Raw genomic sequence first — 14420 nt, forward strand, 5'->3', positions numbered from 1 at the left:
CATGGCAGTGCGTCCCGGAAATGCAGACCGCTTGAAACAACCACCAAGATTCATTTTGAACGCCATTTCGGATTGGGCCTTGGCCTCGGCGTTGTCGCGCATCGTCACCATCGGGTGTCTGGACATTGTCACTGCCAGCGGCAAGACGCTGTCATTTGGTGACCGCACGGGTGCCCCTGTCACGGTTCGCTTCGCCGATACGCGCGCGCAATGGGCTTTTCTGATCGATGCCGATATGCGGCTGGGCGAACTTTATATGGATGAACGGTTCTTTGTCGATCAGGGAACCATGTTCGATTTTGTGTCCATGGTCCTGCGGGAGGCGCAAAACGCCACCCATCCACTGATCGCCCGGATCATCGACGATGTGAGGACCCGGTTCAGGATCTTTCGCCATCGCAATCTTCCCGCCAGATCCAAACAGAACGTCGCGCACCATTACGATCTGGATGCACGGCTTTACGAACTGTTTCTGGATGAAGACCGACAGTATTCCTGCGCTTATTTCGAGCACGATGATCAGAGTCTGGATGACGCACAGCGCGCCAAGAAAGACCATCTTGCCGCCAAGCTGCGCCTCAAGTCGGGAAACCGTGTGCTGGATATTGGCTGCGGCTGGGGCGGTCTCGCCCTTCATCTGGCCAATAGGGCTGTCGGCGGAGAGGTGGTTGGCGTCACCTTGTCTGAAGAGCAGCTAGCCTACGCGCTCAAGCGGCCCCGCAAGCCTGCGACTGAGGCGGCCAATGTCGATTTCCGGTTGATGGATTATCGCAGTCTGGACGGCAAATTCGACCGCATCGTCTCGGTCGGCATGTTCGAGCATGTCGGTCTTGCAGCTTATAGGACGTTTTTCAACAAATGCAGCACGCTGCTGGCCGATGATGGCGTGATGGTGCTGCACACGATCGGCTGTTCCGCAACGCCGGGCTTCACCACGCCATGGCTCGACAAATATATCTTCCCTGGCGGCTATATTCCGGCGCTCTCGGAAATCGTTCCTGAAATCGAGAAGGCTGGCCTGACGATCACGGATGTCGAGGTGCTACGCATCCACTATGCCAAGACCTTGCGCCACTGGCGTGATCGCTTCACCGCCCGCTGGGCAGAGGCGGCTGCCCTCTATGACGAGCGCTTTTGCCGGATGTGGGACTATTATCTTTCAACCGCCGAAGCCGCCTTCTATCACGAGGATCTCGTGGTCTTCCAGATCCAGATAACCAAGAAAAACAATGTTCTGCCGCTGACGCGGGATTATATTCTGACGGATCACGAAAAGCAGGCCGCCGCCGTATAAGGCGCACGGTGATCAGTTTGTCGGCAAAAATCGGTGATAGCTATCGGGGTCGGTGACGATGTCGCGCACCATATCAAAGAATTCGGGAACTGTCTGGCCCAGTGTCTGGGGTGAAAAATCAAACCAGTACCGTTTGGAAAATTCGCCTTCGACATCATTGTGGTAACGGTGCAAGAACTCGTGCATTTCCTGCACTAATTGTTGCTTTCTGATGTCCTCGGTCAATCGGGCATAGCCAGCAATCGCCTCAGGTACGCTTTGATATTCCAGATCCATATCCTGATGAAGATAGCTGCCAATCAGGCCTGAAAGTGCGTCGAAATCGTCAGTCATTGATTGCATGGTCAATCGTTACTCTTACGGAACGGGATAGGAGGTGAGAATATAATGGGTCATGCCATTATAAGTCTCTTTCTTTAAAATAATTCGGAGCCTCGTCATTTGTTGAACCTGCCCTGATGCTCGGACCACACCTTGTCCGATCACCCGTCCTGCATCGAACACAATGGGTGGTTCCAGCTTGGAGCCAATGGCGGCATTCTGTGACCATTGCATGATCCGTGCCTGGTTCAACCTCAATGCTCTGGAAATTTGATCTTCAGCGATGCGCAGACTGCTGAAGGACGAGATAACGGGAGGGGGCGCGCGATTGGTTGCTGTTTGTGCGATCCGTTGGCGTAGGAATGCCTCATCCTTGGCAATATGCCTCTCTATCGTATGGCCGCCAAGCCGGCTTCCTGCCTGCGCTTCATGTTGCATCAAAGAGATACGGCCGGATCTGATGGCGGCTGCGCGAACTGCGCCAGCCATTGCAGCCCCGCCGATTGGCACCACAAAGTCCATCGCCATGCCGATGTTGTCTGCCGCCTGGGGCGATGCGCCAAGAGATTTCGCGAGGGACGACGTACCTTTCTCCGTCCAGGAGCGTTCGTTTTGCCCGGTCCATAATTGTCGTCCGCCCGTGGTGCATTGGTCTGCGGCATGAAGCGCCAAAGCTCCTCCACCGACCTTGGTCAACATTGTCGGTTCTGGTGTGGCAAGAAGTGCTCCGGCCGTCAGGCCTTCCGCAGCGCAGCCGAGCAAGCGTAATCCACCTATGACCCTGTTGCCCAGCGTTCCGCCTTGTTCGACCGTTTCCCCTTCAAGGACCGCCGCCAACTGAACGGCAGATACTGCGATAACCAATCCCCCGTCTATCGGAGCATTGCTTTCATTTTCTGTTGGCATGGATAATCTCCCAAACGTTCCGGCTTTGGGAAGGTTTCATTTTTCGTGGAATTTTACAACCCTCGCAAGGGATAAACCAGAAGGTTGCCGGAGACCCTATGCTGAAACATGGAACTCATGTTCCGTTCAATCGCAACAGAGCCATGTCCACTGTAATACCAAAGCTCGAAGATGCTGAAACATCCTCACTTTAAAGAGATTTCGAATATCTCAAATGCATGAAGGGCTTGAGATATTCGAAAACGGAATGCGAAGAGTCATTGAAAATGACTCTTCGCATAAGACATAGCAGTGTAAGCGACGAGTGCGCCATTCAAGCCGCCACTCACTCGATGCCAAGTTTACAACAGCGTCCCGCTCAAAATCACCAGCGCAACCGTAAAATAGATCACCAGCCCTGACACATCCACCAGCGTCGCCACGGCAGGAGCCGAGGCGCTGGCGGGGTCGAGCCGCAAGCGTTGCAGCAGGAAGGGCAGCATCGAGCCCGCCATCGAGCCGAAGGTGACGATGCCGATCAGGGCTGAAAACACGGTGAAGCCGACCAGCAGCCAGTGATCGCCGTAATTGTAGAGACCCATATGCTGCCACAGCGCAATGCGAACGAAACCAACCAAGCCGAGAATGGCCCCCAGCGTCATGCCCGTGGGCAATTCACGGATGGCTACCCGCCACCAGTCGGAAAGCTTTAATTCGCCGACTGCCAGCGCCCGGATGATCAGCGAGGTTGCCTGCGAGCCGGAATTGCCGCCCGAGCTCATGATCAGCGGGATGAACAGGGTCAGCACCACGGCCTTTTCCAGCTCGCCTTCAAAATATTGCATGGCGCTAGCGGTCAGCATTTCGCCGAGGAACAGGGCGGCGAGCCAGCCGGCCCGCTTCTTGATCATGCCGGCAAAGCCGATCTGCATATAGGGCTTGCCCAACGCTTCCATGCCGCCGAATTTCTGGGCGTCTTCAGTCGTGTCGGCAATCATTGTGTCGATCACGTCATCGACCGTGACAATGCCTAGCATCTGACCGGTATCGTTGGTGACGGGCAGGGCGAGCAGATTGTTGCGGCGGATCAGACGAGCCACTTCTTCCTGTGTCATCAACGGGCTTGCATGCACGACGCCATGACATTGGGCGACTGACAGGATGGACGCCTCCGGCTCTACGGTGATCAGCCGCCGCAGCGTGACCACGGCAATAAGCGTCCGGGTGATACGGTCCAGCACATAAATCGCATAGACGGTCTCGCTGGCGTTTTCCACCATCCGCACATGGGCCAGTGTTTCGGCCACGGTGAAATCATCGGGAACGCTGACGAATTCTGTCGTCATGATCGATCCGGCGGTGCGCTGCGGATAGGCCATCAGGTGTTCGACGGCATGGGCCGTGGCCGCATCGAGCCGCGAAAAAATCACCATCCGGCAGCGGTCGTCCATCGCCTGAAAAATGTCGGCGACCCGATCATGGGCGGTGGCTTTCAGCAGGCGCACGGCTGTATCGACCGGAAGAGCCGCGATGATGTCGGCAGCATGCACCAGTTCGGGGCGGGCAATGACGCGCAGCGCCTTTGGCTGCGGCAGGCTTGCCAGCATGGCGGCGGCCTCGGAGGTGTCCAGCGCATTTAGCTGTTCGATCCGGTCCGTAACGGTAACGACATTGAGGCTGTCGTTGAGAAGGTGGCGGGCAGCATGACCGGCCCGCAGAGGAAGGCGTTGGATGTTCATTGTGCTTGCCTTTCCGTCGATCCGCCGTAGCGCAACCGACCGGCAAGCTGACAGAACCGTCAGAGCAGGGCGACCGCGTACGGCATGGACAATCGACTGCTACTGTCGCTTGGCATCTTATCGATGACTCCGTTGATATCCGTGCGGAAATCTCCCGCCCGTTCATATTAGCTGCGCCTCTGCCTGCGCAAAGTCAAGAGGGGGATGGTGGCTCAAACCAGGGCGAAAGCGTGCGGCGCACTACACAAATCGGTGATTGCCGGCTCTGTATGGATATAGGCGTCATCTCGATGGTTATTTTGCTATCCCGTTGTCCGGCGCGCGCAGAAATTTCCGAGAGTATGCAAGGACTTGCTCAATAAACTCCACAGCCGCTTTCTCGGTCGGAAAGGTGGCAAAACGGCGGGCGCAGCACTCACGGTCGGTTAACCATGCATACAAAACACACTCAACGCTTAATGCTGGCGCGGGTCGGTCGCGCGCTTGCTCAAGGGGCCGGTCATGATGCTGATCGGCGCTGAAGCGCTACCGAAATCAAGAAAACGATAAGGCCAAGCAGGGAAAGAACCGCGCCGACATAGCCCGTTGCGCCATAGCCATAGCCGGCGGAAATCACCATGCCGCCCAGCCAGGCACCGAGCGCATTGGCAATGTTGAAGGCTGAATGATTGGAAGCGGCAGCCAGCGTCTGGGCGTCGGCTGCGACATCCATCAGTCTCGTCTGCACGGCGGGACAGGCGGCGAAACCGCAGCCGGTCAGAAAGACGCAGATGCACAGCATGACCGGATTGGCGGCAGTCAGCGAAAAGATCGTCATCAGCACAACGTTGAAGGCCAGCATGCCGCCGATGGTGCCGTTCAGCGAGTAATCGGCCATGCGTGAGCCAACGACATTGCCGACATTCATGCCGATGCCGAACAGCGCCAGCACCACGGCAATCATCGAAGCGGGAAGCCCGGCGGTGTCGGTGGTGGTCTTGGCGATATAGCTGAAGATTGAGAACATGCCGCCAAAGCCAACCGCTGCCACGGCAAGCGCCAACCACACTTGTAACCGGCCGAAAGCGCCGAGTTCGCGGCGAATGCTGGCACCTTCTGCTACCGTGTCCTTACGCAGGTTGAACGCGATCAGCACTGCCGTCAGCGCTGCAATTGCCCCGACCAGCATGAAAGCGGCCCGCCAGCTCATCATCTGGCCAAGGAAGGTGGCAAATGGCGTGCCGATCAGCGTGGCAATGGTCAGACCCAGCATGACGCGGCCAACGGCGCGCGCCCGCTTGTGCGGCTCGACCATCGATGCGGCCACCAAGGCGGCGACCCCGAAATAGGCGCCATGTGGCAGACCGGTGATGAAACGCAGGACGGTGAAACTCAGAAAGCCTGGGGCCATGGCACTGGTGATGTTGCCAAGAGCAAACAGACCCATCAGCATCAGCAGCAATGTTTTTCGTGGCAGCTTTGCCGCAAGCGCGGCAATGATCGGTGCTCCGACGACCACGCCCAAAGCATAGGCGCTGATAACCCGGCCCGCTTCGGGTACGCTGACGGAATAGGTCTGCGCCACCTCCGGCAACAGGCCCATGATGGCGAATTCTCCGGTGCCGATACCAAACCCACCGACGGCCAGCGCAAATTCAATCAACAGGACGGTGCGCGGCGACAGGGCGGCTTCGGTCCTGTCTGAACTGGGTCTGACGGGCGAGGGTGCGAAGCGGATCGTATCGTTCATAAAATCATCCCGGCACCGGAGCAAGGCTGGTGCTGTTCAATAGAAAATGCAGCAGGGAAAACTGCTCGACGCAGCTGAATCGCGAAATAACCCATTTGGCGCATCCACAATGCCGCCGCTAACCTTGTGCTGTCATGCGCAAGGCAAGACAGTCAAAGTCGCAAACCTGCGGACGGGGATGGTCAAACGTGATGCCGTTACCCTTAGCATGCATGTGTGCGTTGCGGTAGAATGATAATGATGATCTTGATCTTTTCGGCTGCAAACCCGATTTGCAGCAGACGCATGCAACATAATCGGTGGTGGATCGTTAAAATGCGTTGTCGTGCGGTTTCAACGTAAGGCACACCAGCCTGGAGCTGGGCGGCGGTCAAAAGGAGCAGCGCGGGAATGAAAATCATGGCCGTTTTCAACCGAGAGGGCGGGACCTTTCGCACCACCGACATGGATGCCTATTGCGCGCGTGCCGAGCAAATCTTCCACGATGCTGGCCATGAGATCGAAACTATGGCTGTTGATGGCCGTGATATCGTCAAGACACTCGAGGGCGCTGCAAAGCAAGGATATGACGCGCTGATCGCCGGTGGTGGCGACGGGACCATATCGACAGCCGCCGGCATTGCCTGGAAAGCCGGTCTGCCGCTCGGCGTTGTGCCCGCCGGAACAATGAACCTGTTTGCACGCTCACTGAAACTGCCGCTCGATATCTGGCAGGTTCTGGAGGTGCTGGCATCGGCGGAGGTCCAGTCCGTCGACATCGCCACCGCCAATGGGCAGCCTTATGTCCACCAGTTCTCCGCTGGTCTGCACGCCCGCATGGTCCGCCTGCGCAACCGGATGGACTATGCGTCGCGCTTCGGCAAGATGCGGGCCAGCACCAGCGCTGCGATCAGCGTGATGTTCAATCCGCCCCGCTTTGACGTCGTTTTCGATATCGACGCCGATGGACGGCAGGATAGCAAGGAAGTGTCAGCCGTTTCGGTCTGCAACAACCCGGTTGGAACCAACCCGTTGTTTTATGCCGATGATATTACCACCGGCCAACTCGGGATCTATCTTGCAGCTCCACTCGATTCTGTCGGATTGGTGGGGTTGGCGATTGATATTCTGCGCGGCAAGCTCACGGAAAACCAGGCCGTCACGTCGGCCACCTCACAAATCGTTAAACTGCATTTCCCAAAACATCGCCACGGTGTTGCCTGCGTGATTGATGGAGAACTGCTGCGGATGCCCCGCGATGTAGAGATCAAAATCCATCCAGGCGAATTAAAAGTCTTGGCGCCCGCCCTTTCGGCATAGAGCATGTCATGAAAACGCCCGGACGAGCCGGGCGTTTAAACTGTGACATTTTTCCGAACAGCTTCAATGCGTAAACGCAGCCGCAATCAGGGCCTTGGTATAGTCCTCGGCGGGGCTTTCGAAAATGTCTTCCGTCGGCCCTTCTTCAACGATCTTTCCGTTCTTCATCACGATCACATGGTCGGAAATCGCCTTGATCACCGACAGATCGTGGCTGATGAACACGTAGGACAGGTCGTGTTTCTGTTGCAGGTCGCGTAGCAACTCGATCACCTGCCGCTGCACCGAACGGTCCAGGGCCGAGGTCGGTTCATCAAGGATTACCACTTTCGGCTTGAGGATCATCGAGCGGGCGATGGCGATACGCTGACGCTGGCCGCCGGAAAACTCATGCGGATAGCGATTGCGCGAGGCGGGATCGAGGCCGACTTCCTTCAAGGCGGCAATGGCACGCTTGTCGCGTTCCGCCTTGCTAAGATCAGGCTCATGCACGTAAAGCCCTTCGGTGATGATCTCGCCGACCGTCTGGCGGGGCGAGAGCGAGCCGTAGGGATCCTGAAACACCAGCTGCAATTGACGACGGAAGGGACGCATCCCGGCGCGGTCAAGGCCGGAAATATCCGTGGTCTCGAAGCTGAACCGGCCATCGGCGGAGAGCAACTTTAGCAGCGCCCGTCCCAGCGTGGATTTGCCCGAACCGGATTCGCCGACAATGCCAATGGTTTGGCCCTGGCGAAGCTTCAGATTGACATGATCGACGGCCCGGAATTTTCGATTGCCCTTGAACAGGATGCCGGAGCTGATGTTGAAATCCACCACGACATTGCGGCCTTCGAGAATGACCGGCGCATCGGAGGGCGGTGCGGCCTTGGAGCCTGATGGTTCGGCGGCCAGCAGCATCTTGGTGTAATCGGCCTGCGGGCGGTCGAAAATATCGTCCCGGCTGCCCTGTTCGACAATTTCGCCGCGCCGCATGACCGCCACTCGGTCGGCAACATGCTTGACCACACCGAGGTCGTGGGTGATCAACACGATGGCCATGCCGAAGCGCTTTTGCAAATCGGCGAGAAGATCGAGGATCTGCGCCTGGATCGTTACGTCCAGCGCCGTGGTCGGCTCGTCGGCAATCAGCAGGTCCGGCTCATTGGCGAGCGCCATGGCGATCATCACGCGCTGGCGCTGGCCGCCGGACAATTCATGGGGGTAGCTGTCGATCCGACGCTCCGGTTCCGGGATGCCGACCAGCTTGAGCAATTCCAGCACGCGGGCGCGCGCCTTCGACCGGCTCATGCGGCGATGAAAAATCAACGGCTCGGAAATCTGCTTGCCGACCGTGTAGAGCGGATCGAGTGAGGTCATTGGCTCTTGAAAGATCATGGTGATCTTCGAGCCGCGCACGTCGTTCAGCGTCGAGATACTGGCACCTGCCAGTTCGGTTTCGCCGTAGCGAGCCGAGCCTGCCACCTGTCCATTCGAGGCCAGAAGCCCCATAATGCCCATCATCGTCTGGCTTTTGCCGGAGCCGGATTCACCGACGATGGCCAGCGTTTCACCTTTCTTGACATCGAAGGAAATGCCCTTGACGGCATTCACCTCGCCATCGGGCGTGGTGAATGTGACCTTCAGGTCCTTGACGGTCAGCACCGTCTGGTTTTCGGTCTTGTCCATGCTTATCGGTCCTTGGGATCAAGCGCATCGCGCAGCCCGTCGCCCACGAAATTGAGCGAAAACAGGGTCAGCACGAAGAAAAAGGCGGGGAAGATCAGCAGCCACGGAGCGTTCTGCATGTTTTTCGCACCTTCGGAAATCAGAGTTCCCCAACTGGCCAGCGGAGCCTGAACGCCAAGGCCGAGGAAGGAGAGGAAGCTTTCGGTGAGGATGACCTGCGGCACCACGACGGTGACGAAGACGATGACCGGGCCGATGGTGTTGGGAATGATATGACGGCGGATGATCTGCCAGTCGTTCAGCCCCAGTGCTTCCGCCGCACCGACGAATTCACGGCGCTTCAGGGACAAGGTCTGACCGCGGACGATCCGGGCCATTTCTAGCCATTGCACAGCGCCGATGACGATGAAGATCAGCCAGATGGAGCGGCCGAAAAATACCACCATGACGACGACTAGAAACACGAAGGGCAGCGAATAGAGGATTTCGACGATGCGCATCATCACATTGTCAACCCGCCCGCCCAGATAGCCGGAGGTGGCCCCGTAGATCACGCCGATTCCGAGTGATACGAGACTGGCGGCAAGGCCGACCGCAATCGAAATCTGACCGCCCAGCATGACACGCACCAGAAGATCGCGGCCATTGCTATCGGTTCCGAACGGAAAATATTCCTGAGAAACGCGACCGGTCAATACCATGCTGAGCTGGTCTGGGGTGGTCTGGGCGACCCGCGTTTCCTTGAACTCATTGACCCGGTCGAAATAGCGCACGGTGCGTGGGTCGATCGGTTTGTCTGACGTGATCGTGGCAGTGAAGCTGCCGTTTTCCACAGCGAATGCGCTGATCTTCAGCCGCGCTCGATTGGCCGCGCCCTCGGCAACCTGTTGAAGTGAGGCCGGATCCGGGAAGGGCTTGAGGCTCGGCGGTACCGAAACATAGGATGGAAATACCTGATCGTAGTTATGCGGCACGAAAAGCGGGCCTGCGAAAGCAAAGAGGGTGATGAGCAGCAAAACGAAGCAGCCGCCCATGGCCGCTCTGTTCCGGCGAAAGCGCAGGAGGGCCAGCTGGCCAAGGCTGCGGCCTTCGACCGCCGGAGAGGTAATGGAAATATCAGTCATGGCGAACCCTCGGGTCGAGCAGGCCGTAGGCGATGTCGACGATCAGGTTGAAAACGATCACGAATACCGCAACGAGAACCACGGTGGCCATGACCAAGGGATAGTCCCGGTTCAGCGCACCGATGACGAAGAAGCGGCCGACGCCCGGAATGGTGAAAATGCTTTCGACCACAGCCGAGCCGGTCAGGAGGGCGGCTGCTGCGGGCGCTAGATAGGACACGACCGGCAGCATGGCGCCACGCAAGGCATGGGTGATGACGATGGTGCGCGACGGCAGGCCATAGGCGCGGGCCGTGCGGATATGGTCTGTATGCAGTGCCTCGATCATCGAGCCGCGCGTCAGCCGCGCGATGATGGCGATTTGCGGCAGGGCCAGAACGGTGATCGGCAGGGCGAGATAATAGGGCGAGCCGTCACCCCATCCGCCCGCAGGTAGAAGGGATAGCATCAGGGCAAAAATCAGCGTCAGCACTGGTCCCATGACGAAATTCGGAATTGTGACGCCCACTGTCGCGAAGGTCATCACGACGAAATCGATCAGGCCATTCTGACGCAACGCGGCGATAGTCCCGAGGATGACGCCGCCGATCAGCGCGATCAGCAGGGCGGTAGCACCAAGCTGAACCGAATAGGGCAGGGCCTGGGCAATCAACTGGGCAACGGTATTGTCTTTGTAGATGAAACTTGGACCGAAATCACCGCGCAGGGCATTGCCGAGATAGGTGATATATTGCTGCCAGATCGGCTGGTCCAACTGATAGGTCTTCATCAGGTTGGCCATGATATCAGGCGGCAACGGGCGCTCGAGGTCGAACGGCCCGCCCGGCGCAAAGCGCATCAGGAAGAAGGATATGGTGATGACGACGAACACCGTTGGCACGGCGCTCATCAGTCGGCGCAGGACGAAATTGATCATGGTCAAATAGCCGACGCGCGACGGACCGGATTGGCCCATCGCGCGTCATTCTCCTGTTCGACGTTACTTGGATACGCTGAGATACTTGGAATAATGCTCGTTGACGGCATTGTCGCCCCAACCGGAAACCTTGCTGGACACCAGCCAAAGATTGGCCGTGTTCATCAGCGGAGCCACTGGCTGCTGATCCACCAGGATCTGTTCAGCCTTATGCATCAGGTCCATCCGCACCTTCTGGTCCTTTTCGTCATAGGACTTCTTCATCAGCGCGTCGAATTCCGGATTGTTCCAGTGGCTGTAGTTGAAGGTCGTGTTGGTGCTGATCGTCAGCGCCAGGAAGTTTTCCGGGTCGGCATAATCTGCCCCCCAGCCAGCACGGGCGACGCTGTATTTGCCGCCTTCCTTGAGGTAAGAATAGTGCGAGGCCACGTCTAGATTGACGAGCGATACTTTGGCACCGAAGGTGGTCTTCCACATATCGGCAATGGCGGTCGCCACGCGCTCGTGGTTGGTATTGGTGTTGTAGCGGATTTCGAGGTTGAGCGGCTTGCCGCCTTGGCCGTAACCGGCCTCCTTCATCAATTCCACGGCCTTGTCTTCGCGGTCGATTTGCGACAGCGAGGCAAAATCGGGCGCGGCCGGCTTTTCATAGCCTTCCATGCCCGGAGGCACCATGGAATAGAGCGGCAATTGCGCACCGGAATAGATTTCGCTCGACAGGAAATCTCGGTCTACGGCCATAGACAGAGCTTTGCGAACGCGCACGTCGCTCATAGGCTCCTGGCGCATGTCAAATGTGTAATAATAGGTTGCCAGACCCGGATCGACATGGACCTGGCTGTTATAGGCAGCGCGCAACCGCTTCAACTGGTCGGCGGAGAAATTGTAGACGACATCAAGTTCACCAGCTTCGTAACGGCGAACGGCGGCGGCGTCATCTTCAATTGGGTAGAATATCACCTTGTCGAGTTTGACATTCTTGGCATCCCAATATTGGTCGTTCTTGGCGACAACCAGCTTGTCGTTCGGCACATGCGATTCCAGCTTGAAGGCGCCGTTATTGACCATATTGCCGGGCTTGACGAACTGGTCGCCGAATTTTTCGTAATTGGCCTTGCTGATTGGCAAGGACGTATAATGGGCCATCAGTTGCAGAAAATAGGGCGTTGAGCGCTCCAGGGTGATTTCCAGCGTCTTGGCGTCGACGATCTTGATGCCGAGCTGATCGACGGGCGCCTTGCCTGTGTTTACGGCTTCCGCATTCTTGATCGGATAGAGCAGGTTGGCATATTCGGCGGCGGTCTTTGGGTCTTCCAGGCGGCGCATGGCGAACTGGAAGTCTTCCGCGGTTACCGGCGAACCATCCGACCATTTGGCATTATCGCGGATCTTAAAGGTGTAGACAGTGCCATCGTCGGAGACTTTCCAGCTTTCGGCGGCGCCAGGCACGATCTTACCATTTGCGTCATGCGTCGTCAGGCCTTCGAACATGTCGTGAATGACAAAGCCTTCGATGTCGATCGAGATATGCGCCGGATCGAGCGATTTCGGTTCGCCTGCATTGCCGCGGTTCAACACCGCTTCCGCCAATGCACTGCTTGCACCAAACAGCAGGGAACCTGCCAGCACTGCCGTTGCCAATCTGATTTTCATCTGGGTCATTCTTGTTGTCTCCGCGCCCGTGGGGAATTCGTTCGGTTGTTGACCAAATGGTAAAATTGCCCAAAAAACAAGCCCTGCCTTCAAAAAAACATTGTCGGTTTCTGACCAGAGGCACTTTGTGCTCAAAAGGCAAAATGTTTTCCACAGTCTGGCCCGGCCTCCCCATGATTTCAGGGGAAGTTGGTGCTCCATTCTGTTTGGTGGCGCTATTTTAGTATTTTATTGTTCAGATTGCGATCGGCATGGGATCACATTCCGCTGAACGGTTTTCATGGTCCGGCATTTCTGGACATGGCAGGCGCGTTTACAAGCGCGGCAGATAGGTCCGATAATCGAAATCCGACACGGTGCGCAGATAGGTGATCGCTTCCTTGCGCTTGGTATCACCGTAGAGTTGGCGATATTGTTTTCCGAAAACATCGGCGATGAAATCAGACGTGCGGAAGGCATCGACGGCGGTCAGGAAGTCATGGGTTAGCAAGTCCGGGCTGGTGGCTGGCGCATCAGGCGTCGTCACCGGGCCGGGATCGAGATCGGCCTCCAGCCCCTTCAACATGCCGCCGAGAATGGCGGCGAGCAGCAGATGCGGATTGGCGTCGGCACCCGCCACCCGGTGCTCGATCCGTGCTGCCGGGCCGTCCTTGTCTGGAATACGAATAGCGGTGCCGCGATGGCCGAAACCCCAGTCGATCCGGTCGGGTGCAAAGGAGCCGGGCTGGAAACGGCGATAGGAATTGGCAAAGGGCGCAAAAATCAGCTGCGCTTCCCGCATGGTCTGTAACAGGCCCGCCGTTACCGATTTCAGCTTGACCGGTTCACCGCCCTTGGCATCGAGAATATTGCGGCCCTCAGCATCGATAATGCTGACATGCACATGCAGGCCGGAGCCTGCCTGGTCGCCATAGGGCTTGGCCATGCAGGTGGATTTCAGCCCGTGGCGGCGGGCGGCAAATTCTGCGACGCGCTTCAGGTAGATGCAGTCATCCGCCGCTGCCATAGCGTCGGGCCGGTGCAGAAGATTGACCTCGAACTGGCCGGGGCCGAATTCCGCCGTCGTCGCATCGGCGGGCAGGCCCATGGCATCGGCATAGGCGCGCACGGTGGCGAGGTAATCCTCCATTGCTCCGGTTGCCCGCATGTCATACAGCTGAAAGCCGTTCGGCTCGCCGCGATAGGTCAGCGCCTTGGGCGGCATGGGGCGACCAGTTTCGCGCCAATCATCCTCCATCACGTAAAATTCTAGCTCGGTTGCCACGACAGGTGTCAGACCCAAGGCCGAAAACCGCTCCAGCACCCGGGCCAAAATGGCGCGCGGGCAAACGAAATGCGGCTGGCCCTCAAGTGTATGCATAGTGGCAAGCACCTGCTTCGAGCCTGATGGTGCCCAGGGCATGGAGCTAAGCGAACGCTTGTCGGGAATGCACAGGCCATCTGGATCGCCCAAGGTCAGCGAAATGCCGGTCAGGTCGTCATTGTCATCACCCCAGATATCCAGCGACTGGGTGGAGGCGGGCAGGCGGACGCTGTTTTTCCAGACCTTGTCCTCGGCACTAAGCGGGATCATCTTGCCGCGCAGATCGCCATTCATGCCGACCAGCAGGATTTCGATCCGGGCCTGCGGGTCGGGAGCGGTGCTGGTGGAGGCGTCGATCTGGGTCATGGCGGGCTTTCGAAAGAGGTCTGCCAGTCCTTGGCGGTTCTTGCCAAAGCTGGTGCATATCGTCATGGTCGTAGCGGATAAATTGCCGCCTTTCAATGCGACACCGCCGCCTGAGGATGCCTA

At 57.7% G+C, this 14420-nt stretch carries 12 protein-coding genes; 2 read left to right on the top strand and 10 right to left on the bottom strand.

Annotation, left to right across the window (positions count from 1 at the left end):
- Nucleotide 1 precedes the first annotated feature (1 nt).
- The gene (locus AVI_RS05485) at nt 2-1294 is read left to right on the top strand and encodes an SAM-dependent methyltransferase (RefSeq protein WP_015915418.1); all 1293 of its coding nucleotides are present in this window, start codon (nt 2-4) and stop codon (nt 1292-1294) included.
- Nucleotides 1295-1306: 12 nt separating this feature from the next.
- Here AVI_RS05485 and AVI_RS05490 read toward each other — a convergent pair whose 3' ends face one another.
- The 5 genes from AVI_RS05490 to AVI_RS31010 all read right to left on the bottom strand — a co-directional run bounded on the left by AVI_RS05490 (nt 1307) and on the right by AVI_RS31010 (nt 6369).
- A complete protein-coding gene (locus tag AVI_RS05490) occupies nt 1307-1627 on the bottom strand; it encodes a contact-dependent growth inhibition system immunity protein (protein WP_041696375.1) in 321 nt (106 codons plus the stop codon).
- A 24-nt stretch (nt 1628-1651) separates the two neighbouring features.
- On the bottom strand, nt 1652-2521 hold the full coding sequence (locus AVI_RS05495) for an RNase A-like domain-containing protein (RefSeq protein ID WP_015915420.1): 870 nt from the start codon (nt 2519-2521) through the stop codon (nt 1652-1654).
- A 341-nt stretch (nt 2522-2862) separates the two neighbouring features.
- Nucleotides 2863-4239 carry a magnesium transporter gene (gene mgtE / locus AVI_RS05500; RefSeq protein WP_015915421.1) on the bottom strand — a complete coding sequence of 459 codons (1377 nt, stop codon included), beginning with the start codon at nt 4237-4239 and terminating at the stop codon, nt 2863-2865.
- A gap of 499 nt (nt 4240-4738) precedes the next feature.
- Nucleotides 4739-5968, bottom strand: coding sequence for an MFS transporter (locus AVI_RS05505; protein ID WP_080516962.1), 1230 nt, complete (start codon nt 5966-5968; stop codon nt 4739-4741).
- A gap of 203 nt (nt 5969-6171) precedes the next feature.
- Nucleotides 6172-6369, bottom strand: coding sequence for a hypothetical protein (locus tag AVI_RS31010; protein WP_143245059.1), 198 nt, complete (start codon nt 6367-6369; stop codon nt 6172-6174).
- On the opposite strand from AVI_RS31010, the gene AVI_RS05510 reads away from it, so the two are divergent.
- Nucleotides 6359-7267 carry a diacylglycerol/lipid kinase family protein gene (locus AVI_RS05510; protein ID WP_041696377.1) on the top strand — a complete coding sequence of 303 codons (909 nt, stop codon included), beginning with the start codon at nt 6359-6361 and terminating at the stop codon, nt 7265-7267. The genes AVI_RS31010 and AVI_RS05510 overlap by 11 nt on opposite strands.
- 63 nt (nt 7268-7330) lie before the next feature.
- Here AVI_RS05510 and AVI_RS05515 read toward each other — a convergent pair whose 3' ends face one another.
- From AVI_RS05515 to AVI_RS05535, 5 genes are all read right to left on the bottom strand, one after another.
- Nucleotides 7331-8935 carry an ABC transporter ATP-binding protein gene (locus AVI_RS05515; protein WP_015915424.1) on the bottom strand — a complete coding sequence of 535 codons (1605 nt, stop codon included), beginning with the start codon at nt 8933-8935 and terminating at the stop codon, nt 7331-7333.
- A gap of 2 nt (nt 8936-8937) precedes the next feature.
- Entirely contained in the window at nt 8938-10059 is a 1122-nt protein-coding gene (locus AVI_RS05520) for an ABC transporter permease (RefSeq protein ID WP_015915425.1), read from the bottom strand.
- The gene (gene oppB, locus AVI_RS05525; RefSeq protein WP_015915426.1) at nt 10052-10975 is read right to left on the bottom strand and encodes an oligopeptide ABC transporter permease OppB; all 924 of its coding nucleotides are present in this window, start codon (nt 10973-10975) and stop codon (nt 10052-10054) included. The genes AVI_RS05520 and oppB overlap by 8 nt, the downstream gene beginning before the upstream one ends.
- Before the next feature lie 63 nt (nt 10976-11038).
- Nucleotides 11039-12637, bottom strand: a complete 1599-nt coding sequence (locus tag AVI_RS05530; protein ID WP_015915427.1) for a peptide ABC transporter substrate-binding protein — start codon at nt 12635-12637, stop codon at nt 11039-11041.
- Between the two features lie 304 nt (nt 12638-12941).
- On the bottom strand, nt 12942-14297 hold the full coding sequence (locus tag AVI_RS05535; RefSeq protein ID WP_015915428.1) for a glutamine synthetase family protein: 1356 nt from the start codon (nt 14295-14297) through the stop codon (nt 12942-12944).
- Nucleotides 14298-14420: the final 123 nt, after the last annotated feature.

The sequence above is a fragment of the Allorhizobium ampelinum S4 genome (genome assembly GCF_000016285.1).
In the GTDB taxonomy this organism is placed as follows: domain Bacteria; phylum Pseudomonadota; class Alphaproteobacteria; order Rhizobiales; family Rhizobiaceae; genus Allorhizobium; species Allorhizobium ampelinum.

Bases quoted from the DNA above. Each gene is read 5' to 3' on its own strand.
- AVI_RS05485 (WP_015915418.1), top strand. From the start codon at position 2: ATGGCAGTGCGTCCCGGAAATGCAGACCGCTTGAAACAACCACCAAGA.
- AVI_RS05490 (WP_041696375.1), bottom strand. From the start codon at position 1,627: ATGACTGACGATTTCGACGCACTTTCAGGCCTGATTGGCAGCTATCTT.
- AVI_RS05495 (WP_015915420.1), bottom strand. From the start codon at position 2,521: ATGCCAACAGAAAATGAAAGCAATGCTCCGATAGACGGGGGATTGGTT.
- mgtE (WP_015915421.1), bottom strand. From the start codon at position 4,239: ATGAACATCCAACGCCTTCCTCTGCGGGCCGGTCATGCTGCCCGCCAC.
- AVI_RS05505 (WP_080516962.1), bottom strand. From the start codon at position 5,968: ATGAACGATACGATCCGCTTCGCACCCTCGCCCGTCAGACCCAGTTCA.
- AVI_RS05510 (WP_041696377.1), top strand. From the start codon at position 6,359: ATGAAAATCATGGCCGTTTTCAACCGAGAGGGCGGGACCTTTCGCACC.
- AVI_RS31010 (WP_143245059.1), bottom strand. From the start codon at position 6,369: ATGATTTTCATTCCCGCGCTGCTCCTTTTGACCGCCGCCCAGCTCCAG.
- AVI_RS05515 (WP_015915424.1), bottom strand. From the start codon at position 8,935: ATGGACAAGACCGAAAACCAGACGGTGCTGACCGTCAAGGACCTGAAG.
- AVI_RS05520 (WP_015915425.1), bottom strand. From the start codon at position 10,059: ATGACTGATATTTCCATTACCTCTCCGGCGGTCGAAGGCCGCAGCCTT.
- oppB (WP_015915426.1), bottom strand. From the start codon at position 10,975: ATGATCAATTTCGTCCTGCGCCGACTGATGAGCGCCGTGCCAACGGTG.
- AVI_RS05530 (WP_015915427.1), bottom strand. From the start codon at position 12,637: ATGACCCAGATGAAAATCAGATTGGCAACGGCAGTGCTGGCAGGTTCC.
- AVI_RS05535 (WP_015915428.1), bottom strand. From the start codon at position 14,297: ATGACCCAGATCGACGCCTCCACCAGCACCGCTCCCGACCCGCAGGCC.